The 22,708-nt window shown below is 67.9% G+C and carries 22 protein-coding genes; 8 read left to right on the plus strand and 14 right to left on the minus strand.

Annotated elements, in window-relative coordinates:
* Positions 1 to 21: 21 nt before the first annotated feature.
* The 4 genes from AC57B5_RS05690 to AC57B5_RS05705 all read right to left on the minus strand — a co-directional run bounded on the left by AC57B5_RS05690 (position 22) and on the right by AC57B5_RS05705 (position 3,987).
* The gene (locus AC57B5_RS05690; protein WP_016446004.1) at positions 22 to 1,188 is read right to left on the minus strand and encodes an acyl-CoA dehydrogenase family protein; all 1,167 of its coding nucleotides are present in this window, start codon (positions 1,186 to 1,188) and stop codon (positions 22 to 24) included.
* A gap of 82 nt (positions 1,189 to 1,270) precedes the next feature.
* On the minus strand, positions 1,271 to 1,672 hold the full coding sequence (locus AC57B5_RS05695; RefSeq protein WP_052151730.1) for a lysozyme inhibitor LprI family protein: 402 nt from the start codon (positions 1,670 to 1,672) through the stop codon (positions 1,271 to 1,273).
* 61 nt (positions 1,673 to 1,733) lie between these two features.
* Positions 1,734 to 3,257: a CoA-acylating methylmalonate-semialdehyde dehydrogenase gene (locus AC57B5_RS05700; RefSeq protein ID WP_012205523.1), complete on the minus strand. Its 1,524-nt coding sequence runs from the start codon at positions 3,255 to 3,257 to the stop codon at positions 1,734 to 1,736.
* A gap of 190 nt (positions 3,258 to 3,447) precedes the next feature.
* Positions 3,448 to 3,987, minus strand: a complete 540-nt coding sequence (locus tag AC57B5_RS05705) for a MarR family winged helix-turn-helix transcriptional regulator (RefSeq protein ID WP_225614156.1) — start codon at positions 3,985 to 3,987, stop codon at positions 3,448 to 3,450.
* Between the two features lie 122 nt (positions 3,988 to 4,109).
* Between AC57B5_RS05705 and AC57B5_RS05710 the strand changes: the two genes are divergently transcribed.
* Both AC57B5_RS05710 and AC57B5_RS05715 read left to right on the plus strand, forming a co-directional pair.
* Positions 4,110 to 5,090: a tripartite tricarboxylate transporter substrate binding protein gene (locus tag AC57B5_RS05710; protein ID WP_496398970.1), complete on the plus strand. Its 981-nt coding sequence runs from the start codon at positions 4,110 to 4,112 to the stop codon at positions 5,088 to 5,090.
* A gap of 50 nt (positions 5,091 to 5,140) precedes the next feature.
* Positions 5,141 to 6,379, plus strand: coding sequence for a flavin-dependent oxidoreductase (locus tag AC57B5_RS05715; RefSeq protein ID WP_065345864.1), 1,239 nt, complete (start codon positions 5,141 to 5,143; stop codon positions 6,377 to 6,379).
* 14 nt (positions 6,380 to 6,393) lie between these two features.
* Here AC57B5_RS05715 and AC57B5_RS05720 read toward each other — a convergent pair whose 3' ends face one another.
* The 5 genes from AC57B5_RS05720 to AC57B5_RS05740 all read right to left on the minus strand — a co-directional run bounded on the left by AC57B5_RS05720 (position 6,394) and on the right by AC57B5_RS05740 (position 11,217).
* A complete protein-coding gene (locus AC57B5_RS05720; RefSeq protein ID WP_496398971.1) occupies positions 6,394 to 7,431 on the minus strand; it encodes a Bug family tripartite tricarboxylate transporter substrate binding protein in 1,038 nt (345 codons plus the stop codon).
* Positions 7,432 to 7,547: 116 nt separating this feature from the next.
* Positions 7,548 to 8,189, minus strand: a complete 642-nt coding sequence (gene maiA / locus AC57B5_RS05725) for a maleylacetoacetate isomerase (protein WP_239971311.1) — start codon at positions 8,187 to 8,189, stop codon at positions 7,548 to 7,550.
* A 19-nt stretch (positions 8,190 to 8,208) separates the two neighbouring features.
* The gene (locus AC57B5_RS05730) at positions 8,209 to 8,916 is read right to left on the minus strand and encodes a fumarylacetoacetate hydrolase family protein (protein WP_034393430.1); all 708 of its coding nucleotides are present in this window, start codon (positions 8,914 to 8,916) and stop codon (positions 8,209 to 8,211) included.
* A 38-nt stretch (positions 8,917 to 8,954) separates the two neighbouring features.
* Positions 8,955 to 9,992 carry a cupin domain-containing protein gene (locus tag AC57B5_RS05735; protein ID WP_099751748.1) on the minus strand — a complete coding sequence of 346 codons (1,038 nt, stop codon included), beginning with the start codon at positions 9,990 to 9,992 and terminating at the stop codon, positions 8,955 to 8,957.
* A 16-nt stretch (positions 9,993 to 10,008) separates the two neighbouring features.
* Positions 10,009 to 11,217 carry a 3-hydroxybenzoate 6-monooxygenase gene (locus AC57B5_RS05740; RefSeq protein WP_496398972.1) on the minus strand — a complete coding sequence of 403 codons (1,209 nt, stop codon included), beginning with the start codon at positions 11,215 to 11,217 and terminating at the stop codon, positions 10,009 to 10,011.
* A gap of 204 nt (positions 11,218 to 11,421) precedes the next feature.
* On the opposite strand from AC57B5_RS05740, the gene AC57B5_RS05745 reads away from it, so the two are divergent.
* From AC57B5_RS05745 to AC57B5_RS05765, 5 genes are all read left to right on the plus strand, one after another.
* Entirely contained in the window at positions 11,422 to 11,958 is a 537-nt protein-coding gene (locus tag AC57B5_RS05745) for a MarR family winged helix-turn-helix transcriptional regulator (RefSeq protein ID WP_012205532.1), read from the plus strand.
* A 14-nt stretch (positions 11,959 to 11,972) separates the two neighbouring features.
* On the plus strand, positions 11,973 to 12,875 hold the full coding sequence (locus tag AC57B5_RS05750) for a LysR family transcriptional regulator (RefSeq protein WP_013802476.1): 903 nt from the start codon (positions 11,973 to 11,975) through the stop codon (positions 12,873 to 12,875).
* A 65-nt stretch (positions 12,876 to 12,940) separates the two neighbouring features.
* On the plus strand, positions 12,941 to 13,219 hold the full coding sequence (locus AC57B5_RS05755) for a type II toxin-antitoxin system RelE/ParE family toxin (RefSeq protein WP_013802475.1): 279 nt from the start codon (positions 12,941 to 12,943) through the stop codon (positions 13,217 to 13,219).
* Positions 13,220 to 13,231: 12 nt separating this feature from the next.
* Complete coding sequence (locus AC57B5_RS05760; protein WP_043791964.1) at positions 13,232 to 13,534, plus strand: HigA family addiction module antitoxin; 303 nt, start codon at positions 13,232 to 13,234, stop codon at positions 13,532 to 13,534.
* A gap of 115 nt (positions 13,535 to 13,649) precedes the next feature.
* Complete coding sequence (locus AC57B5_RS05765) at positions 13,650 to 14,708, plus strand: patatin-like phospholipase family protein (protein ID WP_099751755.1); 1,059 nt, start codon at positions 13,650 to 13,652, stop codon at positions 14,706 to 14,708.
* 21 nt (positions 14,709 to 14,729) lie between these two features.
* Here AC57B5_RS05765 and glyA read toward each other — a convergent pair whose 3' ends face one another.
* From glyA to AC57B5_RS05785, 4 genes are read right to left on the minus strand one after another with little or no spacing between them, the layout of a single operon-like run.
* On the minus strand, positions 14,730 to 16,004 hold the full coding sequence (gene glyA, locus AC57B5_RS05770) for a serine hydroxymethyltransferase (protein ID WP_496398973.1): 1,275 nt from the start codon (positions 16,002 to 16,004) through the stop codon (positions 14,730 to 14,732).
* Between the two features lie 46 nt (positions 16,005 to 16,050).
* Positions 16,051 to 17,289, minus strand: a complete 1,239-nt coding sequence (locus AC57B5_RS05775) for an aspartate aminotransferase family protein (RefSeq protein WP_496398974.1) — start codon at positions 17,287 to 17,289, stop codon at positions 16,051 to 16,053.
* A gap of 57 nt (positions 17,290 to 17,346) precedes the next feature.
* Positions 17,347 to 18,198 (minus strand): YggS family pyridoxal phosphate-dependent enzyme, encoded by an 852-nt coding sequence (locus AC57B5_RS05780; protein WP_065345855.1) that lies wholly within the window; start codon positions 18,196 to 18,198, stop codon positions 17,347 to 17,349.
* 4 nt (positions 18,199 to 18,202) lie between these two features.
* Complete coding sequence (locus AC57B5_RS05785) at positions 18,203 to 19,459, minus strand: benzoate/H(+) symporter BenE family transporter (protein WP_496398975.1); 1,257 nt, start codon at positions 19,457 to 19,459, stop codon at positions 18,203 to 18,205.
* A gap of 191 nt (positions 19,460 to 19,650) precedes the next feature.
* Here AC57B5_RS05785 and pdxR point away from each other — a divergent pair, with 191 nt between their 5' ends.
* Positions 19,651 to 21,165, plus strand: a complete 1,515-nt coding sequence (gene pdxR / locus AC57B5_RS05790; RefSeq protein WP_013802466.1) for a MocR-like pyridoxine biosynthesis transcription factor PdxR — start codon at positions 19,651 to 19,653, stop codon at positions 21,163 to 21,165.
* Positions 21,166 to 21,195: 30 nt separating this feature from the next.
* Here pdxR and AC57B5_RS05795 read toward each other — a convergent pair whose 3' ends face one another.
* Entirely contained in the window at positions 21,196 to 22,476 is a 1,281-nt protein-coding gene (locus AC57B5_RS05795) for a serine hydroxymethyltransferase (protein WP_170962038.1), read from the minus strand.
* Positions 22,477 to 22,708: the final 232 nt, after the last annotated feature.

The following is a 22,708-nucleotide window of genomic DNA, read 5'->3' on the forward strand; positions in this document are numbered from 1 at the left end:
CGTGGGCTGGATGTGGATGAGTCAGCGGATCATGTCGGGCGCATCGCCTTCCAGCATGCGCCGCGCGATGATGACGCGCATGATTTCGTTCGTGCCTTCGAGGATCTGGTGCACGCGGGCATCGCGCATGAGGCGCTCCAGCGGGTATTCGCGGATGTAGCCGTAGCCGCCGTGCAGTTGCAGGGCTTCGTTGCAGACCATGAAGCCGGCATCGGTGGCAAAGCGCTTGGCCATGGCGCAGTAGGTGGAGGCGTCGCGCGCACCGGCATCGAGCTTGGAGGCGGCCAGGCGCACCATCTGGCGCGCTGCCACGAGTTCGGTGGCCATGTCGGCCAGCTTGAACTGCAGGGCCTGGAAGCTGGCAATGGGCTTGCCGAACTGCTTGCGCTCGTGCATGTATTGCTGGGCCTGGGTCAGCGCGCCCTGGGCGGCGCCCACGGAGCAGGTGGCGATGTTGATGCGTCCGCCGTCCAGGCCCTTCATGGCGATCTTGAAGCCTTCTCCCTCACGGCCCAGCAGGTTCTGGGCGGGGATGCGCACGTTGTCGAAGCTGATGACGCGCGTGGGCTGGCTGTTCCAGCCCATCTTCTCTTCTTTCTTGCCGTAGCTGATGCCGGGCAGGTCGGCAGGCACGGCAAAGGCGGAGATGCCGCTGGCGCCCGAGCCTGCGTCGCCCGTTCTGGCCATCAGCACCAGCATGTCGGTGCTGCCCGCGCCGCTGATGAAGGCCTTGGCGCCGTTGATGATGTATTCATGGCCCGCCAGTTCGGCCCGGGTCTTGAGCGAGCCGGCGTCCGAGCCTGCGCCGGGCTCGGTCAGGCAGTAGCTGGCCAGCTTGCGGCCGCTGGTCAGGGCCTCGCCCCATTCGGCGCGCACGGCGTCGGTGGCCCAGGTGCCCAGCATCCAGGTGGCCATGTTGTGGATGGTGATGAAGGCGGTGGTGGAGGGATCGACGGCGGCCAGTTCCTCGAAGACCATGGTGGCGTCCAGGCGCGGCAGTTGCAGGCCGCCAGCGTTCTCGGGCGCGTACAGGCCGCAAAAGCCCAGTTCGCCCGCCTTGGCGATGGCCTCGCGCGGGAAGATGGATTCACGGTCCCAGTGCGCGGCATGGGGCGCGAGTTCGGCCTGGGCAAAGGCGCGGGCCGATTCGGCAAAGGCGCGCTGGTCGTCGTTGAGTTCGAAGTCCATGGCTGGCTTGTCTCCTGCGTTGGGCTCTGGGGCCCTTGTTGTTCTGGGGGGGGCTTTCGGTGCCTGTCGGTGCGTGCGGCGGTCAGTGCTGCAGCCAGCGCTCCAGCGCCTGCATGCGCTCCTGTGTCGCGGCCGTGAGGCATTCGTGGTACAGGCGCGGGCCTTCGGGCTGGGTTTCGCTGTCGCGCGTGGCGGCCTTGCAGCGCGCCGTGCGGCCCTTGATCCAGCCGTTCTGGTCGTGGCGCAGGCCCGTGCGCTTGCCCTGGGGCAGCTGCTGCATGACGTCCAGGTAGCGGATGTTGAGCGCGGTGTCGGCCTCCTGGAAGGCCTGGACCGCGCAGGCATTGCGGCTGGCGGCGGCGGTGGAGGCCGGGTCGCAGGCTGCACCGGCCTGCGCGTGAAGGGTCAGGGGCAGGGCGGCCAGGGCGGTGAGCAAGGCGGCACCCAGGCCCCGGGAGAGGGAGGCGGTCATTGGAAAACGCATGCCGCCATCATCCCAGAGCCGGGGCCTGCCCCGGATCAATCCAGGCCCGCCCACCCATGCATCAGCGCAGGCTGATGGTGGTGTTCACGCCCTGGCTGGTGGTGCTGTCGTCGAACCAGCGCGCCGTGACGGTCTTGGTCTGCGTGTAGAACAGCACGACCTGCTTGCCGTAGGGGCCCAGGTCGCCCAGCTTGGAGGCGCGGCTGCCCGTGAAGGAGAACAGCGGAACCGGCACGGGAATCGGCACGTTGATGCCGACCTGGCCCACGTCGATGTCTTCCTGGAACTTGCGCGCCGCAGCGCCCGACTGCGTGAAGATGGCCGTGCCGTTGCCGTTGGGGTTGGCGTTGATGAACTCGATGGCCTCGTCCAGGCTGTCGGCAGCCGCCAGGCAGAGCACGGGGCCGAAGATTTCCTGGTCATACACGCTCATGCCGGGCTTGACGCCGCTGAACACGGTGGGGCCGACGAAGTTGCCCTTGTCGTAGCCGGCCACCTGGGGCTTGCGGCCGTCCAGCTCCAGCTTGGCGCCGTCGGCCAGGCCGCGTTCAATCAGGCTTTCCACGCGGGACAGCGCGGCGCAGGACACCAGCGGGCCCACGTCGGTGCCGGGCTCGGTGCCGCCGCTGACCTTCAGGGTCTTGGACTTTTCCACCAGCTCGGGAATCCACTTCTGTGCATCGCCCACCAGCACGGCCACCGACAGCGCCATGCAGCGCTGGCCTGCCGCGCCGAAGGCTGCGCCCAGCAGGGCGTTGAGCGTTTGCTCCTTGTTGGCGTCGGGCATGACGATGGCGTGGTTCTTGGCGCCCATCATGCATTGCACGCGCTTGCCGGCCAGGCTGGCGCGGTTGTAGACATGGGTACCGACCTTGGTGGAGCCCACGAAGCTGATGGCCTTGATATCGGGGTGGTCGCAGATGGCGTTGACCACGTCCTCGCCGCCGTGCACCACGTTCAGCACGCCGGGCGGAATGCCGGCTTCCAGGGCCAGCTCGCACAGGCGCATGGTGACCATGGGGTCCTGCTCGGACGGCTTGAGCACGAAGGTGTTGCCCGTGGCAATGGCCATGGGGAACATCCACAGCGGAATCATGGCCGGGAAGTTGAAGGGGGTGATGCCCGCGCACACGCCCAGCGGCTGCAGCACGGAATAGGTGTCCACGCCGTTGGCCACGTTGTTGGCCAGCTCGCCCAACTGCAGCGAGCCGATGTTGGCCGCATGCTCCACCACTTCCAGGCCGCGGAAGACATCGCCCTCCGCGTCAGGCAGGGTCTTGCCCTGTTCGGCGGTCAGCAGGGCGGCCAGCTCCTTCATGTTCTCGCGGATCAGCTGCTGCAGCTTCAGGAAGATGCGGGCGCGCTGGCCAATGGGGGTCTTGCGCCAGGTCTTGAAGGCTTCCTTGGCGTTGGCGACGGCGGCGTTGACCTCGTCGGGCGTGGCAAAGGGCACACGGGCCAGCACTTCCTGCGTGGCCGGGTTGACCACATCGCGCCATTGGGTGCTTTGGGATTCGACCAGCTTGCCGTTGATCAGCAGCTTGACCGTGGGCGCCAAAACCTTGGCGGACGTGGATGCATTCATGGCTTGTCTCCTGTTGCGGTGGTGTCAGCCCGGCATGCGTGCGCCGGGCGTTCATCGCATGGTAGCTGTGCGGTTTTTCGCAAGCAATGGAGATATATGCAGTATTCATGTGCGTTTTTGCACAGGCTGGCGCAAAAAAGAGCATGGCCTGCGGCAGGCGCAGGCCATGCTGGTTCAGGCGGTCAGCGGCTCAGTCCGTGCCGGTGGCCGGCAGGCGGGCGTCGTCGGCAGGAGCAGGAGGCTGAACGGCGCGGGCGCCGGGCTTGCGCAGCGGCTCCAGCTTCACGCGGGCATTGGCGCCCAGGCCGGACTCCAGCTTGGCCAGCAGGCGCAGCAGCTCCTGCAGCTCGCCGTCTTCCAGCGGGGACACCAAGCGGTGGTAGGCCTGGTCCACCAGCGGCACGCTGGCGGCAAGGAGGGCGCGGCCCTTGTCGGTCAGCGTCAGTTCGTGCTGGCGGCGGTCGCGCGTGCTCAGGGCGCGGTGCACGTATTCGCGCTCTTCCAGCCCGCGCACCAGGCGCAGCGTGGTCACCTTGTCAAAGCCCATGGCGCGCGCCAGGGAGCTTTGGTCGGAGCCGGGGGAGGCGTCGATCAGGACCAGGGCGCCGTACTGTGGCGGCGTCAGTCCCAGGGGGCGGCATTGCTCTTCAAAAATGCCGACCGAAATCTGGTGGGCGCGCCGCAGCAAAAAGCCAGGGCGCTGATATAGCGGCAGTGGTGCAGGCGTCATCGTGTCCATATGCGTCTAGTATTCTTGCAGAAGTGTCCAGTATTCATTCGATTTCCACCAATTGTGCCCATTTTGGTGCATGATTACCATGCGTTTGCATGCTAACTACAAAAGAGGTCTACATGCGAAATTTTGTTGGCAGACGGCAATTTTTGAAGACGAGCGGATTGGGAGTATTGGGTTTACCCGTAGCAGGTGCCATCGCCAGTACCGAGAGTGTGCCTCTGAAATTGATTGTGCCTTTCACTCCGGGGACTGGAATCGACACGATAGCGCGAACCATCGGACCTTTGCTGGCCAAGCGCCAGGGCCGGCCCGTGGTGGTGGAGAACAAGCCGGGCGCCTCTGGAAATATCGGCACCGAGGCCGTTGTGCGCTCGCCCGCCAATGGCCAGACGCTTTTGGTGACAGTGAATACCCTGGTGATGAATGCATCGCTGTATCCCAAATTGCCATTCAATCCGCTGACAGACCTCGAACCCGTGACGCTGACCAGTTGGGGGCAGTTGATTTTGGTGACGCCCACGGCCTCGGCCTATCAGACGGCGGCCGATCTGGTGAAGGCCGCCAAGGCCTCGCCGGGCCGCATCAATTACGCGTCGCCGGGAGTGGGCACTCCGCACCATATGGCGATGGAGCTTTTCAAGAGCACGGCCGGGGTGTCGATCACGCACATCCCGTATCGCGGAACAGGGCCGGCGCTGACGGACCTGCTGGGCGGCCAGGTGGAATGCATGTTCCTGCCCATTCATGTGGCCTTGACGCATGTGAAGGCCGGCAAGCTGCGCGCGCTGGGCATTGGCAGCCAGCGGCGCCACCCGCTGCTGCCCGATGTGCCCACGCTCAAGGAGGCCAAGGCGGGCGATGTGAACGTGGATATGTGGTACGGCGTGTTTGCGCCGGCCGGCATGCCGGCGGACCAGGTCGATGCCCTCAATCGCGAGATCCGCGTGATTTTGGCGTCGGAGGAAGTCCGGCATGCCTTCGCGCCCCAGGGCATGGATCCGGCCGGCAGCACGCCGGCCGAGTTCAAGGCCCTGGTGCAAAAGGACGCCCGGCGCTGGGCCGATCTGGTCAAGGCGCGGGGGATTACCGCCGAGTAGGCGGGACGGGCGCCCAAGGCGCCCCTGGAGAAAGCATGGAGAGTCAGCGGATGAAAGTAGCGATCGTGGGGGGCGGCATCGGAGGCCTGTGCCTGGCATTGGCCCTGCATCAAAGAGGCATTGCCTGCGAAGTCTTCGAGGCCGTGCCCGAGGTCCGCGAGATCGGCGCGGGCATTACCCTGCTGCCGCATGCCATGCGCGAACTCAGCGACCTGGGCCTGCAGCCGCAGCTGGAGGCCCAGGCGATCGAGAACCTGGAAAGCGTGTTCTTCAACCGCTATGGCCAGTTCGTCTACCGCGAGCCGCGCGGCCGCCATGCGGGCTACGAGCTGCCGGAGCTGGGCATCCACCGTGGCCGCCTGCACCGCGTTCTCTTCGAGGCAGCCGTGCAGCGCCTGGGCCCGGGTGCCGTGCACACGGGCCACCGCTGCGTGCGCGTGGACCAGTCGGCCCATGGCGCCACCGTGCATTTCGCGCCGGATGCGCAGGGCCATGTGCCGCCGTCCGCCACGGCCGACATCGTCGTGGCCTGCGATGGCGTCAACTCCGCCGTGCGGCGCCAGTTCTATCCGCAGGAGGAGCTGGCCTTCGGCGGCATCAACACCTGGCGCGGCGTCTCGCGCTTCAAGCCCATCCTGACGGGCAAGAGCTATCTGCGCATCGGCTCGGTCGATACCGGCAAGATGGTGATCTATCCCATCGAGGACAACGTCGACGGCCAGGGCATGCAGCGCATCAACTGGGTGGCCGAGATCCGCGACCCGCAGATGCGCATGAACGACTGGAATCGCGCCGGGCGCATGGAGGATGTGCTGGAGATTTTTGGCGGCTGGAGCTTCGACTGGCTGGATGTGCCGGCCCTGATCCGCTCGGCCGAGACCATCTTCGAGTACCCCATGGTGGACAAGGACCCCGTGGACCAGTGGAGCTTCGGCCGCGTGACCCTGCTGGGCGATGCCGCCCACCCCATGTATCCGCGCGGCTCTAACGGCTCGGCCCAGGCCATGCGCGATGCGCGGGTGCTGGCCGACCTGCTGGCCGCCGACCCGCAAGGCGACCCGCTGGCGCTGCTGGCCGCCTATGAGGCCAGCCGCCTGCCCGCCACCAGCCAGGTGGTGCTGACCAACCGCTCCACGCCGCCCGACTTCATCATCATGAAGGCGGACGAACTCAGCGGCGGCCAGCCCTTCGGCCATATCGACGAGCTGATCAGCCAGGACGAGCTGCGTGCCATTGCCCGCCATTACGAGCAGGTGGCGGGGTTTGCGAATCCGCAGTCCCAGGGTTGAGGCAGGCGGCGGGCTCAATCCAGGCTGATATTCGCCTTCTGGATCAGCAGCTTGTACTGGTCCGCCTTGGTCCTTGCGAATTTCTCCATCTCCGGCACCTCCCAGGTGATGGGCTGGAAGGCGAAGGTGGCGAATTTCTCGCGCACCTGCGGGTCCTGCAGCACGGCGACCACGTCGGCATGGATCCTGTCGCGCAGGGCGGCGTCCACGCCCTTGGGCGCCAGCAGGGAGACGAAGGAGTTCACGATCAGGTCGGCGGGGCCGCCCGATTCGGCCACGGTGGGCACGTCGGGCATCTGGGCGATGCGCTGGGGCGCGGCCACGGCCAGGTAGCGGATCTTGCCGGATTTGTAGATGCCCTGGCTGGAGGGAATGCTGGCAAAGCTCCAGGCCGGATCGCCATTGGCCACCGAGGTGTAGAGCTGGCTGACCTCGCGGTAGGGCACATGGGTCATCTTGCTGCCGGTCAGGAAGTCCAGCCATTCACCGCCCAGGTGGCCGGGGCTGCCCACGCCCCAGGAGCCGTAGCTGACCTTGCCGGGCTCGGACTTGGCCGTCTTGATCAGGTCGCCCATGCTTTTCCAGGGCGAGTTCGTGGGCACGGCCACGAAGAAGGGCGTGAGGAACAGGGGCGCCACCGGGTCGAAATGCTGCAGCGGATGGAAGTTGCGCTGCTTGTAGAGGTAGGGCAGGGCGGAGATGTGTTCGCTGTCGAGCTGCAGCAGGGTGTAGCCGTCGGGCTTGGCGCGGCGTGCGGCTTCGATGGCGACAAAGCCGCCGCCGCCTGGGCGGTTGTCCACGGTCACGCCCTGCTTCCAGCGCGCGGCCAGTTTTTCTCCCACGATGCGCAGCACGGCGTCAGGGCCGCTGCCCACGGCAAAGGCCGTGATCACGGTGACGGGGCGCGTGGGAAAGCTGGCGGTGCTGCTGGAGCCTGCCTGTGCCCAGGCGCAATGCAGCGGGGCGATGGAAGCCAGCAGCAGGGCGGCGCCTGCAAGGGCCTTGCGGCGGGAGGGGGCGGCGCCGAGGCGGTTGGATGGGGATGCTTTCACAGTCTGTCTCCTGTTGGATCTGCTTTTTTCACTGCTTGCAATGCCCCGGTCCTTCTGGCGAGGACTCGGGGCGAGGTAGGGCTGCCGGCAAAGGCGCGGCGGGGTTCAGGCGAGGTTCAGCCGGCGTCAGGCTGGGCCAGGGGCGCGGCCTGTGCAAAGGCGGGCAGGGCCGCGCAGGCCCTGTCCACAGCGCTGATCAGCGGCCAGCGGTCCAGGTCCACGCCAAAGCGGCGTGCGCTTTCGATCTGGGGCACCAGGTAGACATCGGCCAGCGTGGGTGCGTGGCCGAAGCAGAAGTCGCCGCGCTGCGTGTCGCGTGCCAGCAGGGCCTCGATGGCGTCGAAGCCGTCGGCAATCCAGGTGGCGCACCAGGCGTTGATGGCGGCCTCGTCCGCACCGAACTGGCGACGCAGGGTCTGCAGGATGCGGCGGTTGTTGATGGGATGCACGTCGCAGCCCACAATGGCGGCCAGCGCGCGCACCTGGGCGCGGTCCTCGGGGTCGGCGGGCAGCAGCGGCGGCTCGGGGTGGCGCTCTTCCAGCCATTCGATGATGGCCGGCGACTGGATCAGCGTGCGGCCATCGTCCAGCGTCAGCGCCGGCACCAGGCCCTGCGGGTTGACCTGCTTGAACGGCGCCTGGGCCTGCTCGTCCACGCGCAGGTCCACGGGGAAGTAGTCAGGGCGCAGGCCCTTGAGGTTGAGCGCGATGCGCAGGCGGTGCGAGGTGCCGCTGCGGAAAAAGCTGTAGAGCTTCATGGTGGTGGTCTCCCCGGTCTTATTCGGGCTGGCCCACGGTGAGCGCGATCTCGCCCACGCCCTGCACATGGCCGGTGATGCGGTCGCCCGGCAGCACGGCGCCCACGCCTTCGGGCGTGCCCGTGTAGATGAGGTCGCCGGGCTGCAGGTGATAGAACAGCGAGAGGTCGGCAATGATTTCGCGGATGTTCCAGATCAGCTTGTCCACGTCGGACTGCTGCCTGGTCTCGCCATTGACGGCCAGTGCAATGGCGCCGGATTCGATCACCTGGCCCGGCATGGGCACGATCTCGCTGGCCACCGAGGACTGCTCCACATCCTTGCCCAGGTCCCAGGGCCGGCCCTTGTCGCGCGCCACCAGCTGCAGGTCGCGGCGCGTCATGTCCAGGCCGCAGGCGTAGCCGTAGATGTGTTCATGCGCCTGGTCCGCCGCAATGCGAAAGCCCGCCTTGCCGATGGCCACCACCAGTTCCATCTCGAAGTGGTAGTTGTTCGTCTCGGGCGGGTAGGCCACGGTGGCGCCTGATTCGGTCAGGGTGGAGGGGGCCTTGGTGAAGTAGAAGGGGCGCTCCACGCTCTTGTCCACCGGGCGGCCCATCTCGACGGCATGGGCGTGGTAGTTGCGGCCCACGAAGAACAGGCGGTTCACGGGCAGGCGCTGCGTGCTGCCGCGCACGGGCAGGGATTGGACGGGGGGCGGGGTCCAGAGGTATTGAGGGGCGGTCATGGTATTGGCGATGAGGGAGTAAAGAGAAATCGGAGGATTCAAGGCCGGACTTCGTAGAGGCCCAGCTTTCGGTGCAAAGGCGCCTCGTCGGCCAGGAAGAGGAAGGCGGGCTCGCTGGCGCTGGCATTGGCCAGCGTGGCGGGCGCCCAGCCGGGCACGCAGCAGGTGTCGGCCGGGGCCAGGTCGAAATGGCGGTCCACGGCGGCCACGCTGGCGCCGCCCTCGATGACATGGAACACGCAGGCCGGCGAGCGCGCGGGCAGCTGCAGCGTCTGGCCCGGGCGCAGCATCAGCGCGTAGAAGCCCAGGATGTTTTCGCAGTCGGCCCCGGTCTCGGGGTTGGTGTAGGCCAGCTGCACGCAGTCCAGGTCCGGCCGGTCGGCGGCCAGCTCCAGCAGCGCGGCGCGCGCGTCCTTCCAGGGGTAGCGCAGCATGGGGTAGGCCTTGGCGCTGCGGGCGAACACCTGCGTGGGTGCCAGGCCGCCGCGCGCATACGCCCGGTCGCCACGGCCGGGCAGGGCGGGCTGGCGCGGGCCGTCCACGTGGTAGGTGACTTCCAGGTAGTAGGCCAGGGGCAGGTCCAGCACATCGAGCCAGACCACGGGCTCGTCGCCGTCATGGCCATGCTCGTGCCACAGGCCCGTGGGTGTGAGGATCAGGTCGCCGCGCTCCATGGGGCATTTCTCGCCATCGACCAGGCTCCATGCGCCCTGGCCTTCCACCACCATGCGCACGGCATTGGGCGTGTGGCGGTGCGAGGGCGCCCACTCGCCGGGCAGCAGCAGCTGCATGCCCAGGTAGATGGAGGAGCTGGCCTGCATCTTCTCCAGCCCATGGCCGGGGTTGGCCAGCACCAGCACGCGGCGCTCGGCCTTTTCGATGGGCGTCAGCTCGCCGGCCTGCATGAGCAGCGGGCGGATGGACTGGTAGGGCCAGGCGATGGGCTGGGTGCGCGGGCGCGGCGTGTGCGGCGGCATCACGTTGCGCAGGCTGGGCCACAGCGGCACCAGGTTGTTGCGCGTGAGTTCGTCGCGGTAGTCCTGGGGCAGGTCTTCCAGGCGGCCAAGTTCTTGCATGGCGGTCTCCTTGTGTTCAGTCTTCGGCGAGGCAGGTTTCGGCCTTCCAGCCGTACAGCCATTCCATGGCGTCGTAGAAACGCTGGGGCGTGCGGCCCTTCCAGAGGTCGTTGCGCACCAGGCGCTCCACGCCGCTGGCGTGGAAGATGCGGCCCATCTCGCGCGCGGACAGCACCACGCGCGCCGTGCGGGCAATGCGCGATCGCTCGTACAGCCGCAGCGCCTGCGGCCAGTCGTTGCCGCAGCGCTTGAGCGCCTGGCCCAGCGTCACCGCGTCTTCCAGCGCCATGCAGGCGCCCTGGGCGATGTACTGCAGGGTAGGGTGTGCCGCATCGCCCAGCAGCGTGGCGCGGCCGAAGCTCCACTGGCCAATGGGCTCGCGGTCGGCCGTGGCCCAGCGCTTCCAGCTTTTGGGCAGGTCTATGAGCTGGCGCGCGCGCGGGCAGCAGTCGCTGTAGTAGCTTTGCACCTCTTGGCGGCTGCCTTCGCGCACGCCCCATTCCTCCTGCTCGCGGCTGTGGAAGGTGACGACCACGTTGTATTGCTCGCCGCCGCGCAGCGGGTAGTGCACCAGGTGGTAGTTGGGGCCGACCCAGATGCTGGCCGCATTCCAGCGCAGGTCCTCGGGGAAGTCGTTCTTCTCCACCACGGCGCGGTACACCACGTGGCCGGAGACACGCGCCGCATCGCCCACATACTGCTGGCGCACCACGGACTTCACCCCATCGGCGCCGATCAGCGCCTGGCCCACATGGACCTGGCCGTGCTGGTCGCGCACGGTGACGGTGTCGCCCTCCTGCTGCACGGCTTCGATGCGGGTGCCTGTCAGCGTCTCGATATGGCCGTGGGCGCGCGCGCCTTCAAGCAGCGAGGTGTGGATGTCGGCGCGGTGGATCACCGCATACGGGTTGCCGAAGCGGGCACGAAACGCCTCGCCCGTGGGAATGCGGCCGACCAGCCGCTCATCGAGCGCGTCGTGCATCACCATCTCGTCGGTATAGACCGCGCGGCCACGGGCCAGCTCGCCAATGCCCAGCGCGTCGAAGCCCGCGAATGCGTTGGGCCCCAGCTGTATGCCGGCGCCGATCTCGCCCAGCTGCGGCGCCTGCTCCAGCACCTTGACGGCGAATCCCTGGCGCGCCAGGGCCAGCGCGGCCGCCACGCCGCCAATGCCGCCGCCTGCCACAAGAACGGGCAGCGCCCGGGAAGAAATGCTGGTGCTCATGGATGTCCTGTGCTTCGTGGTGCGTGTCGGCAGCCTGCGGGCCAGCTGCGTCGAGAATAATTAAACAGTATGCTGACGATAAGTGTAGTGTTGATTTGCGTCAGGCCAGCCTGGGGTTTCCCTGGGTGCAGGCAAAACGGTGATGGACTGCGTGTTCAGTTGAATCACCTGTCTGCCAGCCAAGGCCAACGGAGGGCGCGGTTCATGCGAACATCTGCGCTTGCCCGCAGGGACCCGGAAAAGAGCGCAATGGCCATGGACTACCAACCCGCAGAACTAGAAAACTACCCCGGCTACCACATCCGCCGCCTGCAGCAGATCGCGGTGGCCGTCTTCATGGAGGAGACCCAGGAGTTCGGCGTGACCCCCGTGCAGTACGCGGCGCTGTCGGCCGTGCTGCGCCAGCCCGGCGTGGACCAGCGCACGCTGGCGCGGATGATCGGCTTCGATACCTCGACCATTGGCAGCGTCATCGACCGGCTGGAGGCGCGCGGCCTCATGGTGCGCAACACCAGCCCGGCCGACCGGCGCGTGCGCCTGCTGTCGGTCACCGCGGAAGGCGCCGCGCTGCTGGCCGCTGCCGAGCCCTCGGTGCTGCGGGCCCAGCAGCGCATGCTGGAGCCGCTGCCGCAGGAGCAGCGGGGCCTGTTCATGGACATGATGGCCGTCCTGGTGCGGCAAAACGACGAGCTGGCGCGTGCGCCCAGCACGCTAGCCGCGCGCCGCGCCGCAGCCGACTGAGGCGGCCTCGACCCATGGACTGGGACCACCTGAGATTCTTTGGCGAGCTGGCGCGCAGCGGCAGCATGGCCGCCGCTGCGCGGCAACTGGGCGTGGAGCACACCACGGTGTCGCGCCGCATCCAGGCCCTGGAAAAGCAGCTGGGGGCCGTGCTCTTCGAGCGCGAAGCGGGCCAATGGCGGCCCACGGAGGCCGGCCGACAGTTGCTGGGCGTGGCAGACGCCATGCAGCGCGCCGCCGCCGGGCTGGAGCGCATGCCGCTGGCGGCCGAATCCACCAGCCAGGGTCCGTCGGGCCTGGTGCGTGTGGGCGCCACAGAGGGCTTCGGCACCCAGCTGCTGGCCCCGCAACTGGCCGCGCTGACGCAGCGCCATCCGCTGCTGAGCATCGACCTGCTGGCCCTGCCGCGCCTGCTGCACCTGTCGCGGCGCGAGGCCGACATCGTCATCTCGCTGGAGCGCCCCACGCGCGGCTCGGCCGTGGTCACCAAGCTCACCGACTACCGGCTGTTCCTCTACGGCCAGCGCGAATACCTTGCGCGCCGCCCCCTGGTGGCGCGCACCGAGGACCTGCGCCACCACAGCTTCATCCACTATGTGGACGACCTGCTGTTCACGCGCGAGCTGCAGCTGCTGTCCACCCTGTTCCAGCCCGAGCGCTTTGCCTTTCGCAGCACCAGCATCACCGCCCAGTACGAGGCCGTGCGCGCCGGCGCCGGCCTGGCCGTGCTGCCCGCCTTCATCGCCGACCGCGACCCCGTGCTCAGCCGCGTGCTGCCCGCCGAGGCCTGCTTCACCCGCACCTTCTGGATGAGCATGCCCTCGGATGCCCGGCAGGTTCAGCGCATCGAGGCGGTCTGGGGGTTTTTGCGGGAGGCTGTGCAGGGGATGCGGGAGTTGCTCAGTCCCCGGAGTTGATGCAAGAGGGCCTACTGCAGGCGGGGTAAGCATCCGCTAATAACGGGAGTCGTTATTATTGATCCATGATCCTCGATTTCAGATGTGCAGACACCCAGGCATTGATGCTTGGCAAGCGCGTTGCGCGGTTCGCCAACCTGGAGGCTGCTGCCATGCGCAAGCTTGTGCAGCTGAACGCCGCGACCTCCCTGGAGTTCCTGCGCATTCCGCCAGGCAACAGACTGGAGGCTCTTCAAGGAAGCCGCAGGGGCCAGTACAGCATTCGGATCAATGAGCAATGGCGCCTTTGCTTCGTCTGGGCAGATGGCCATGCCAGCCAGGTCGAGATCGTGGATTACCACTGAAAGGACTACAACATGACCCGCGAAGTCAAATGGCCGCACCCAGGAGAAATCCTGATGCAGGAGTGGCTCGAACCCATGGGCCTGAGCCAGTACGCGTTGGCAAAGGCCATCGATGTGCCGCCCCGGCGCATCAACGAGATCGTGAAGGGCATGCGCGGCATCACGGCGGATACGGCGCTGCGCCTTGCGGTCTTCTTTGGCACGGACGCGCAAAGCTGGCTCAACCTGCAGTCCGACTACGACCTTGCCGAAGCCCGCGATGCCATGGCGGACGTGCTGGCGCGAATCCAGCGGTTTGAGCCCACGCATCCCTGAGCGACTTCAGGATGCCCTCTGCCGCCCGCAGCATGATGCGTCGCCGGCGGTGGTTTGCCCCTGCCGCTATACTGCCCGCCCCGAATCTCGTCATCCGACAGCAGGATCTTCCGGCATGCGCCTCCAAGCCCTTTTGCGTCCACTGGTGTACCTGAGCCTGGCGGGACTGGCCGCTTGCGGCAGCAACCCGCCCAGCCCCTCGGCGGCCACGCCCGAGTCCACGCCCACCGCGCCGGGCACGCCCGTGGCGCCCATCAGGATCGGTCTGGCCCTGGGCGGCGGGGCCGTGAAGGGCTTTGCCCATATCGGCGTCATCAAGATGCTGGAAGCCAATGGCCTTGCGCCTGCGGTGGTGTCCGGCACCAGCGCGGGCAGCGTGGTGGGGGCGCTGTATGCGAGCGGCATGAACGCCTTCGAGCTGCAGGAAAAGGCCGTGGCGCTGGATGAGACCAAAATCCGCGACCTCCAGCTGTCCTCGGGCGGCCTGCTGGTGGGCCAGAAGTTGGAAGACTATGTGAACGAACAGGTGGGCCGCAAGCCGCTGGAGCAGCTGGCCAAGCCCTTCGTGGCGGTGTCCACGCGGCTGGAAGACGGCGAGCGCACCGTGTTCGCGCGCGGCAATACGGGGCAGGCGGTGCGTGCCTCCAGCAGCATTCCGGGTGTGTTCCAGCCCGTGGCCATCGGCAAGTTCCACTTCGTCGATGGCGGCATCACCAGCCCCGTGCCCGTGGACGCCGCGCGCCAGCTGGGCGCCGATCTGGTGATTGCCGTGGACATCTCCAACAAGGCCCGTGGCAAGGCGCCCGAGAACATGCTGGGCGCCCTGGGCCAGTCCATTGCCATCATGGGCCAGAAGCTGGGCCAGGCCGAACTGGCCCGCGCCGACATCACCATCCGCCCCAAGGTGCTGGACATCGGCCCGGCCGACTTCACCCAGCGCGCCAGCGCCATTCTTGAAGGCGAAAAGGCCGCCGTGGCCGCCATGCCCCAGATCCGCGAGCGCATCGCCCAGCTGCAGGCCGAGCGCGCCAAGGCCGCGAAGCTGGCCCAGCAAAAGGCGGCCGAAGCCCAGCACCAGGCCTGCCTGGACCAGCGCTCGCGCATGCAGAAGCTGGCGGAGATGGCGGGGATGGATGGCGCCTGCGCCAACCCCAACCTCAACGCCAACCCCTGATCCACCACGGCTGCGCGCGGGCTATCCGTACACCGGATAGCGGGCGCACAGCCCCGTCACCTGCTCCCTGACCTGCGCCGCCACCTTGGCAAAGCGGGCGCCTTCCTGCGCGTCCAGCGCATCGAGCACATCGCACAGCCAGCCGGCCAGCTGCTCGCACTGCGCCTGGCCGAAGCCGCGTGTGGTGACGGCGGGCGTGCCTATGCGCAGGCCCGAGGTCACGAAGGGCGAGCGCGGGTCGTTGGGCACGGTGTTCTTGTTGGTGGTGATGTGCGCCTCGCTGAGCGCGGCGTCGGCATCCTTGCCGGTGTAGCTGCGGTCGGACAGGTCGATCAGCATCAGGTGGTTGTCCGTGCCGCCCGAGACGATGCGGTAGCCGCGCTGCTGGATCACGGCGGCCATGGCGCGGGCGTTGGCCAGCACCTGGCGCTGATAGGCCTTGAACCCGGGCTGCAGCGCCTCCTTGAAGGCGACGGCCTTGGCGGCGATCACATGCATGAGCGGCCCGCCCTGCACGCCGGGGAACACGGCCGAGCTCAGGCGGCGGTTGAAGGTTTCGTCCTGTCCCTTGGACAGGATCAGGCCGCCGCGCGGGCCGCGTAGCGTCTTGTGCGTGGTGCTGGTGACCACATGCGCGTGGGGCAGTGGGCTGGGGTATTCGCCTGCAGCCACCAGACCTGCGACATGGGCCATGTCCACCCAGAACACGGCGCCCACCTTGTCGGCAATGGCGCGCATGCGGGCCCAGTCCTTGTGGCGCGAGTAGGCAGAGAAGCCGCCGATGAGCATGCGGGGCCGGTGCTCCACGGCGATGCGCTCCATCTCGTCGTAGTCGATCAGGCCCGTGGCGGGGTCCAGGCCGTAGGGGACGATGCGGTAGTGGCGGCCCGAGAAGTTGGACGGGTTGCCATGCGTCAGGTGGCCGCCCTGGGCCAGGTTCATGCCCATGACGGTGTCGCCGGGCTGGGCCAGCGCCAGGAACACGGCGGCATTGGCCTGGGCGCCGGCATGGGGCTGCACGTTGGCGTAGTCGCAGTCGAACAGCGCCATGGCGCGTTCCACGGCCAGGCGCTCGGCCACGTCCACGTTCTCGCAGCCGCTGTAGTAGCGCTTGCCGGGGTAGCCCTCGGCGTACTTGTTGGTGAAGACCGAGTTCTGTACCGCCATCACCAGCGGGCTGGCGTAGTTTTCGGAGGCGATGAGTTCCACATGGTCTTCCTGGCGGCGTTTCTCGCTCTGGATGGCCTTGGCCAGCTGCAGGTCGAAGTCGGCCAGGGTCAGGGATGCGTCGTACATGGGTGAGTGGTTCCTGTGTCGGGGCAAGGGCTGGGAGAGTCGATGGTCATGCAGCTGCCAGCTGGCCTGCGGCGGGCGCGCCTGCCTGCGCGGCGCTGGCCGACTCCAGCAGGCAGGCCAGGCGGGCGACGATGTCGTCGATCTGGCGCTCGTCGCAGATCAGCGGCGGCAGCAGGCGGATGGTGGATTCGCGCGTCACCGTGATCAGCAGGCGCTGCTGGGCCAGCGCGCGGCCCACCAGTTCCTGGCAGTTGCGGTTCAGCTCGATGCCCACCATCAGGCCCTGGCCGCGCACGGCCAGCACGTCGGGGTGGCCGTGCAGCGCCTGCTGCAGGCCGTTGAGCAGGCGCCGGCCCAGTTGCGTGGCGCGGCCGGGGATGTCCTCGCTCTCCATGATGTCCAGCACCGTGCAGCCCACGCGGCAGGCCAGGGGGTTGCCGCCAAAGGTGGAGCCATGCTGGCCGGGCGAGATCAGGTCGGCCGCAGGCCCGCGCGCCAGGCAGGCGCCGATAGGAATGCCGTTGCCCAGGGCCTTGGCCAGGGTCATCACATCGGGGGCGATGCCCGCATGCTGGTGGCCGAACCAGGCGCCGGTGCGTCCCAGGCCGGTCTGGATCTCGTCCAGCATCAGCAGCCAGCCGTGCCGGTCGCACAGGCTGCGCAGCTGGCGCAGGTAGTCGGGGCTTGCCAGGCGGATGCCGCCTTCGCCCTGCACGGGCTCGATCAGCACGGCCACGATGTCGCCATGCTGGGCGGCGGCGTGGTGCACGGCCGCGATGTCGTCATAGGGCACGCGCACGAAGCCCGGCATCAGCGGCTCGAAGCCGCGCTGCTTGGCCGGGTTGCCCGTGGCCGACAGCGTGGCCAGTGTGCGGCCGTGAAAGCCGTTGTCCATCACCAGGATCTGCGGCCGCGCCACCTGCCTGCGGTGGCCGTGCAGGCGCGCCAGCTTGAGCGCGGCCTCATTGGCCTCGGCGCCGGAGTTGCAGAAGAAGGCCGTCTCCATGCCGGCCAGGGCGCACAGGCGCTGGCCCAGGCGTTCCTGCCAGTCGATGCGGAACACGTTGGAGGTGTGCAGCAGCAGGCCGGCCTGCTCGGCGATCACGGCGGCGATCTCCGGGTGCGCGTGGCCCAGGGCGGTCACGGCCACGCCGGCAATGGCGTCCAGGTATTCGGTGCCGTGCTCGTCCCACAGCCGGGCCCCACGGCCACGAACGAAGGACACGGGCTGGCGGGCATAGGCCTTCATCAGGCGGGAATCAAGGGGTTGCATGGCTTTTTGCATGTCAAGGTCCTCAAGCGGGGTCAGGGTTGAATCGAAAAGGGGGGCGAGGGGGCGCGTTCATGGCAGTGCCTGGGCGGCAGGATCGGGGCCGCCTGCGGGCCAGTAGAAGCTGTCCGGCTGGGCGCGGGCGCCGAAGATGGCCTGGCCCACGCGCACCACGGTGGCGCCTTCCTCGATGGCGATCTCGAAGTCGCCGGACATGCCCATGGACAGTTCATCCAGCGAGATGCCCGCCGGCGCGCTCTGGCGCAGCTGGTCGCGCAGGCTGCGCAGCAGCACGAAGCACTGGCGCACGCGCTCGGCCTCGCTGGAGAACAGGGCCAGCGTCATCAGGCCGCGCACGCGCAGCGCACTGAAGGCGGGCAGGGCCTGGACAAATCCCTGCACCTCGTCGGGCGGCAGGCCGTACTTGCTGGCCTCGCCCGAGGTGTTGACCTGCACGAACACGTCCAGCGCCCGGCCTTCGGCCTGCAGGCGGCGGTCCAGCGCCTCGGCCACGCGCAGGTTGTCCAGCGCCTGGAACTCGCTGGCAAAGCGCGCCACCAGCCTGGCCTTGTTGGTCTGCAGGTGGCCGATGACGGACCACTGCAGATCGGCCAGGTCCTGCATGGCCTCCCACTTGCCGAAGGCTTCCTGCACCTTGTTCTCGCCCAGCATGCGGCAGCCCGCCGCGTGGGCCAGGCGCAGGCTGGACTCGGGCTTGGTCTTGCTCACGGGCAGCAGGCGCACGCTGGCCGGGTCGCGCCCCGCGCGGCGGCAGGCAGCGGCCATGCGCGCCTGCACGGTGGCCAGGTTGTGCCGGAAATCGTCCACCGTCTCGGCCTGGGGGTAGCGGCCGTGCTGGTCGTGGCGGGTCAGGGTGTCGGCGGCTTGGGCGGTGCCACCGGTGGTGTCTTGTGTCGCAAACATGGTTTCAGCTCCTTTTGATGGCGGCATCGGCGGAGGGCACGTTGCCGGTGCCCGCCTCGCTGCGGACGGCCCGGCGCGGCCACTGGCCGTTGAGCACGGCATGGGCCACCAGGCCGATGACCAGGCCCCAGAAGGCGCCGCCTATGCCCAGCATGGAAATGTTGGCTGCAGCGGCCAGGAAGGTGATCAGCGAGGCCTCGCGGGTTTTGGCGTCGGCCAGCGCATTGGCCAGGCTGCCGCCGATGGTGCCCAGCAGCGCCAGGCCCGCCAGCGTGGTGATGAAGGTGGCCGGGAACGCCATGAACACGGCCGCCAGCGTGACGCCGAACACGCCCACCAGGATGTAGAACACGCCCGCAGCGATGCCCGCGATCCAGCGCCTGGACGGCTCTTCATGCGCCTCCTTGCCCGTGCAGATGGCGGCCGTGATGGCGGCGATGTTGAAGGCGTGCGAGCCGAACGGCGCCATCAGCAGCGAGCCCAGGCCCGTCAGCGTGACGATGGGGTTGGCGCTGGTCTTGAAGCCGTCGTTGCGCAGCACCAGCATGCCGGGCATGTACTGGCCGGTCAGCGTGATCAGGAACAGCGGCAGGGCCACGCTGAGCAGGGCGTTGAGCGTGAATTCCGGCCGCGTGAACATGGGCGCGGCAAAGCGCAGCTGCAGCCCGGACAGGTCCACACGGTCTTGCGCCAGCAGGAACGCCAGGCCCAGCGCCAGGATGCCGACCACCGCATAGCGCGCCGTCAGCCGCTTGAGCAGAACGTAGGCCACGATCAGCAGGCCGGCCAGCACCGGGTCCACGCTCATGCCGCCAAAGGCCTTGATGCCGAACTGCAGCAGGATGCCCGCCAGCAGGCCCGAGGCCACGCCGGGCGGAATCAGCCGGATCACGCGCTCGAACCAGCCCGACAGTCCCAGCACCACGAAGGCCGCGGCCGACACCACATAGGCGCCCACGGCCTCGGCATACGGCGTGGTGGCCAGTGCCGTCACCAGGAAGGCGGCGGCCGGCGTGGACCAGGCCGTGATGATGGGCTCGCGCGAGAGCCAGCTCAGCACCAGCCCGGTGACGCCCACGCCAATCGAAATCGACCACACCCACGAAGCCGTGAGTTCCGGGCTCAGGCCGGCCACCTTGGCTGCCTGGAACACCAGGATGAAGGTGCCGCCGTAGTTGACGATGACCGAGATCAGCCCGGCCACAACGGGGTGGATGAGGTCGCTGAAGCGAAGGGGTGAGTGTGTGTCTGATGAAGGCATGGTCTTCTCGTTTTCCTTGGGGATTGGATTCCTGGCTGTCTGGGGAAAAGGGTATTTGAGCGCTGAAGTGGACTGAATGATCCATACACTTCGCTCTCTTGTTGCAGACCACTTTGCAATGGGCGCGCAGCGTTTGCGTCAGTACAATGGCCTGCCCAAGAGGTGCAATGAGTTGAAAGGCAGCAGACCGCATGAGCAAGACCTTCGAGCTTGAGACCCTGAAGATCCGCATGGGAGATGCCGACCTGCGCCAGCTGGACCTGCACCAGCGGGTGCAGCGCGCCATGCGTGCGCTGATCCTGGATGGGGCGCTGCTGCCGGGCCTGAAGCTGCCGGCCACGCGCTCGCTGGCCGACTCGCTGGGCATTGCCCGCGACACGGTGGAGAACGCCTACACCCAGCTGCACCGCGACGGCTTCATCGTGCGGCGCCAGGGATCGGGCAGCTATGTCTCCGAGACCATCGGCACCGAGCTGCGGGGCCGGGCGGCGCGGCGCGGCCGGTCGCCCGAGCACGAGCGCAGCGCCCAGGTGGCCGCAGCGGGCAGGGCCGGTGCCGGCCTGAGCCGGCGCGGCCAGGCCATTGTTGACGGCGGAGGCATCGCCGACCAGCAGACCATTCGGGCCTTTGCCACCGGCCTGCCCGAGACGCGCACCTTTCCCACCGATGTCTGGGAGCGGCTGCAGCGCCAGGCGCTCAAGGACTACCGTGCCAGCGTCCTGCTGCACGGCGACCCGCAGGGCGCCGAGCCGCTGCGCAAGGCCATTGCCACCTACCTCAACCTGGAGCGCGGCGCCAAGGTGGACGCCGGGCAGATCGTGGTGCTCAGCAGCACGCGGCAGGCGCTGTTCCTGTGCGCGCAGCTGCTGGTGGATGCGGGCCGGCCCATCCTGCTGGAGAACCCGGGCTACTTCGGCGCCCGCAAGGCCTTCGAGTCGGCCGAGGCCAAGGTCCTGCCCATCGACGTGGACGCGCAAGGCATACGCACCGACCTGCTGCATGCCGACCGCAGCGGCGCCACCTGCGTCTATGTCACGCCGTCGCACCAGTACCCCACGGGCGTCACCATGCAGCTGGAGCGGCGGCTGGACCTGATCCGTTGGGCGTTCGAGAGCGGGCGCTGGATCATCGAGGACGACTACGACAGCGAATTCCACTACGACGGCATGCCCACCGCCTGCGTGCAAGGCCTGGACAAGCACGCGCGCACCATCTACATCGGCACCTTCGGCAAGACCCTGTACCCGGGCCTGCGCATGGGCTACATGGCCTTGCCGCAGGAGCTGGTGCGCGCCTTTGTCCAGGCGCGCAGCATCATGGACGGGCACACGCCCCAGATCCAGCAGCTGACGCTGGCGCGCTTCATGGAAGACGGCCACTACAACTCCCACGTGCGGGCCATGCGCAAGCTGTACGCGGGGCGGCGCGAGGTCATCCTCGAATCCATAGGCAGGCACCTGGCCGGCATCGTCACCGCGCCACGGCCCCAGGGCGGCATGCAGGTGCCCTGCCTGCTGGAGCCCGGCTGGTCCGAGGAGGACACCATCCGCCGCGCCGCCGCGGCCGGCGTGCTGCTGCAGGGGCTCAGCCGCCTGTACGCGGGCGAGCAGCGGCAACCGGGCTGGCTGCTGGGCTATGCCTCGCTCACGGCCTACGAGATCGAGGCCGCCGTGCTGCGCCTGGCCAACGCGCTGCGAAAACCCTGACAGGTTGGGAGACGCCGGACGCTGCATGCCTCAATAGGGCAGGGGAAAGCGCCCGGTCAGGTCGGACACGCCTTCGTGGATGGACTTGAGCGTGCGCGCGTTCATGGTGCCGCTGCGTATGCCGCCCAGCGTGGCAAGAATCATGTCGCCGATCTCGCGGAACTCGTCGGCGCCCATGCCGCGCGTGGTGCAGGCCGCGCTGCCCACGCGGATGCCCGAGGTCACCAGCGGCCGCGCGCCGTCGCCGGGCACGGCGTTCTTGTTGACCGTGATGCCGATCTGCTCCAGCGCCGTTTCGGCGGCCTTGCCCGTCAGCTCCCAGGGGCGCAGGTCGATCACGCCCAGATGGCAGTCCGTGCCTGCGGACACCACGGACAGTCCGCCCTGCGACAGCCGGTCGCACAGCACGCGGGCGTTGTCCACCACGGCCCGCGCATAGGTGCGAAAGGCGGGCTTGAGCGCCTCGCCCAGCGCCACCGCCTTGGCCGCCACCACATGCATCAGCGGGCCGGACTGCAGGCCCGGAAACACGGCGGCGTCTATGCGCCTGGCGATCTCGGCGTCGGCCGAGAGGATCATGCCGCCGCGCGGCCCGCGCAGCGTCTTGTGCGTGGTGGTCGTGGTCACATGGGCGTGCTCCACGGGCGAGGGGAACACGCCCGCGGCCACCAGCCCCGCCACGTGCGCGATGTCGGCCATGAAGATGGCGCCCACCCGGTCGGCAATGCGCCGGAACTCGGCCCAGTCCATCTGCCGTGAATAGGCCGAGCCACCGGCAATGATGAGCCTGGGCCGCTCCTTCAGCGCAATGCGCCGCACCTGGTCCATGTCGATGCGCTGGGAGCGGGCGTCCACCTCGTAGCTGATGGACTGGAACCACTTGCCCGACACGCTCACGCGGGAGCCATGCGTCAGGTGCCCGCCCGAGCGCAGGTCCAGCCCCATGATCTTGTCGCCGGGCTCCAGGAACGCCAGGTACACGCCCTGGTTGGCCTGGCTGCCCGAGTGCGGCTGCACGTTGGCGTGCGCGCAGCCGAACAGCGCCTTGGCACGCGCAATGGCCAGGTTCTCCACGGCATCGGCATTGGCGCAGCCGCCGTAGTAGCGCACGCCCGGGTAGCCCTCTGCGTATTTGTTGGTCAGCACCGAGCCCTGCGCCTCCATCACCGCGCGGCTCACGAAGTTTTCGGAGGCAATCAATTCAATCGAGCGCGACTGGCGAATCCGCTCGGCCGCGATGGCATCCCAGGCCTCGCTGTCTGCCTGTTGAAGATCCAGTGAATTGATTTTGGGGAGCGATAAATCGTCCATGTCGCATTGGCTGTCTTGGAGGCGCTGAAGCACGGGAATCGGCAGCGCCCGGGTTATGGAAGCATTTGGAAACCAGGGCGCATCGGTAATGGGCAGTCTACAAAGTGCAGCTGCCTTGATTCCGACCATGTTTCAGCGGGTGGGCAGACCAATTAAGGTGGCATGCCAATGTAAACCGTTGAAAAAAGCGGTCTGGTTCATTGACGAAAATAGGTCTGTTTGAATCCATGCT

This window comes from Delftia sp. BGA-UO-ETr-SB1 (assembly GCF_059567865.1).

Excerpts from the sequence above, each read along its gene's own strand:
- AC57B5_RS05795 (WP_170962038.1), bottom strand. The coding sequence starts at position 22,476 with ATGGACGATTTATCGCTCCCCAAAATCAATTCACTGGATCTTCAACAG.
- AC57B5_RS05735 (WP_099751748.1), bottom strand. The coding sequence starts at position 9,992 with ATGCAAGAACTTGGCCGCCTGGAAGACCTGCCCCAGGACTACCGCGAC.
- AC57B5_RS05775 (WP_496398974.1), bottom strand. The coding sequence starts at position 17,289 with ATGCAAAAAGCCATGCAACCCCTTGATTCCCGCCTGATGAAGGCCTAT.
- AC57B5_RS05710 (WP_496398970.1), top strand. The coding sequence starts at position 4,110 with ATGCGAAATTTTGTTGGCAGACGGCAATTTTTGAAGACGAGCGGATTG.
- AC57B5_RS05715 (WP_065345864.1), top strand. The coding sequence starts at position 5,141 with ATGAAAGTAGCGATCGTGGGGGGCGGCATCGGAGGCCTGTGCCTGGCA.
- AC57B5_RS05745 (WP_012205532.1), top strand. The coding sequence starts at position 11,422 with ATGCGAACATCTGCGCTTGCCCGCAGGGACCCGGAAAAGAGCGCAATG.
- AC57B5_RS05740 (WP_496398972.1), bottom strand. The coding sequence starts at position 11,217 with ATGAGCACCAGCATTTCTTCCCGGGCGCTGCCCGTTCTTGTGGCAGGC.
- AC57B5_RS05700 (WP_012205523.1), bottom strand. The coding sequence starts at position 3,257 with ATGAATGCATCCACGTCCGCCAAGGTTTTGGCGCCCACGGTCAAGCTG.
- AC57B5_RS05765 (WP_099751755.1), top strand. The coding sequence starts at position 13,650 with ATGCGCCTCCAAGCCCTTTTGCGTCCACTGGTGTACCTGAGCCTGGCG.
- AC57B5_RS05730 (WP_034393430.1), bottom strand. The coding sequence starts at position 8,916 with ATGACCGCCCCTCAATACCTCTGGACCCCGCCCCCCGTCCAATCCCTG.
- AC57B5_RS05755 (WP_013802475.1), top strand. The coding sequence starts at position 12,941 with ATGATCCTCGATTTCAGATGTGCAGACACCCAGGCATTGATGCTTGGC.
- AC57B5_RS05785 (WP_496398975.1), bottom strand. The coding sequence starts at position 19,459 with ATGCCTTCATCAGACACACACTCACCCCTTCGCTTCAGCGACCTCATC.
- glyA (WP_496398973.1), bottom strand. The coding sequence starts at position 16,004 with ATGTACGACGCATCCCTGACCCTGGCCGACTTCGACCTGCAGCTGGCC.
- pdxR (WP_013802466.1), top strand. The coding sequence starts at position 19,651 with ATGAGCAAGACCTTCGAGCTTGAGACCCTGAAGATCCGCATGGGAGAT.
- AC57B5_RS05760 (WP_043791964.1), top strand. The coding sequence starts at position 13,232 with ATGACCCGCGAAGTCAAATGGCCGCACCCAGGAGAAATCCTGATGCAG.
- AC57B5_RS05750 (WP_013802476.1), top strand. The coding sequence starts at position 11,973 with ATGGACTGGGACCACCTGAGATTCTTTGGCGAGCTGGCGCGCAGCGGC.
- AC57B5_RS05690 (WP_016446004.1), bottom strand. The coding sequence starts at position 1,188 with ATGGACTTCGAACTCAACGACGACCAGCGCGCCTTTGCCGAATCGGCC.
- AC57B5_RS05705 (WP_225614156.1), bottom strand. The coding sequence starts at position 3,987 with ATGACGCCTGCACCACTGCCGCTATATCAGCGCCCTGGCTTTTTGCTG.
- maiA (WP_239971311.1), bottom strand. The coding sequence starts at position 8,189 with ATGAAGCTCTACAGCTTTTTCCGCAGCGGCACCTCGCACCGCCTGCGC.
- AC57B5_RS05780 (WP_065345855.1), bottom strand. The coding sequence starts at position 18,198 with ATGTTTGCGACACAAGACACCACCGGTGGCACCGCCCAAGCCGCCGAC.
- AC57B5_RS05695 (WP_052151730.1), bottom strand. The coding sequence starts at position 1,672 with ATGCGTTTTCCAATGACCGCCTCCCTCTCCCGGGGCCTGGGTGCCGCC.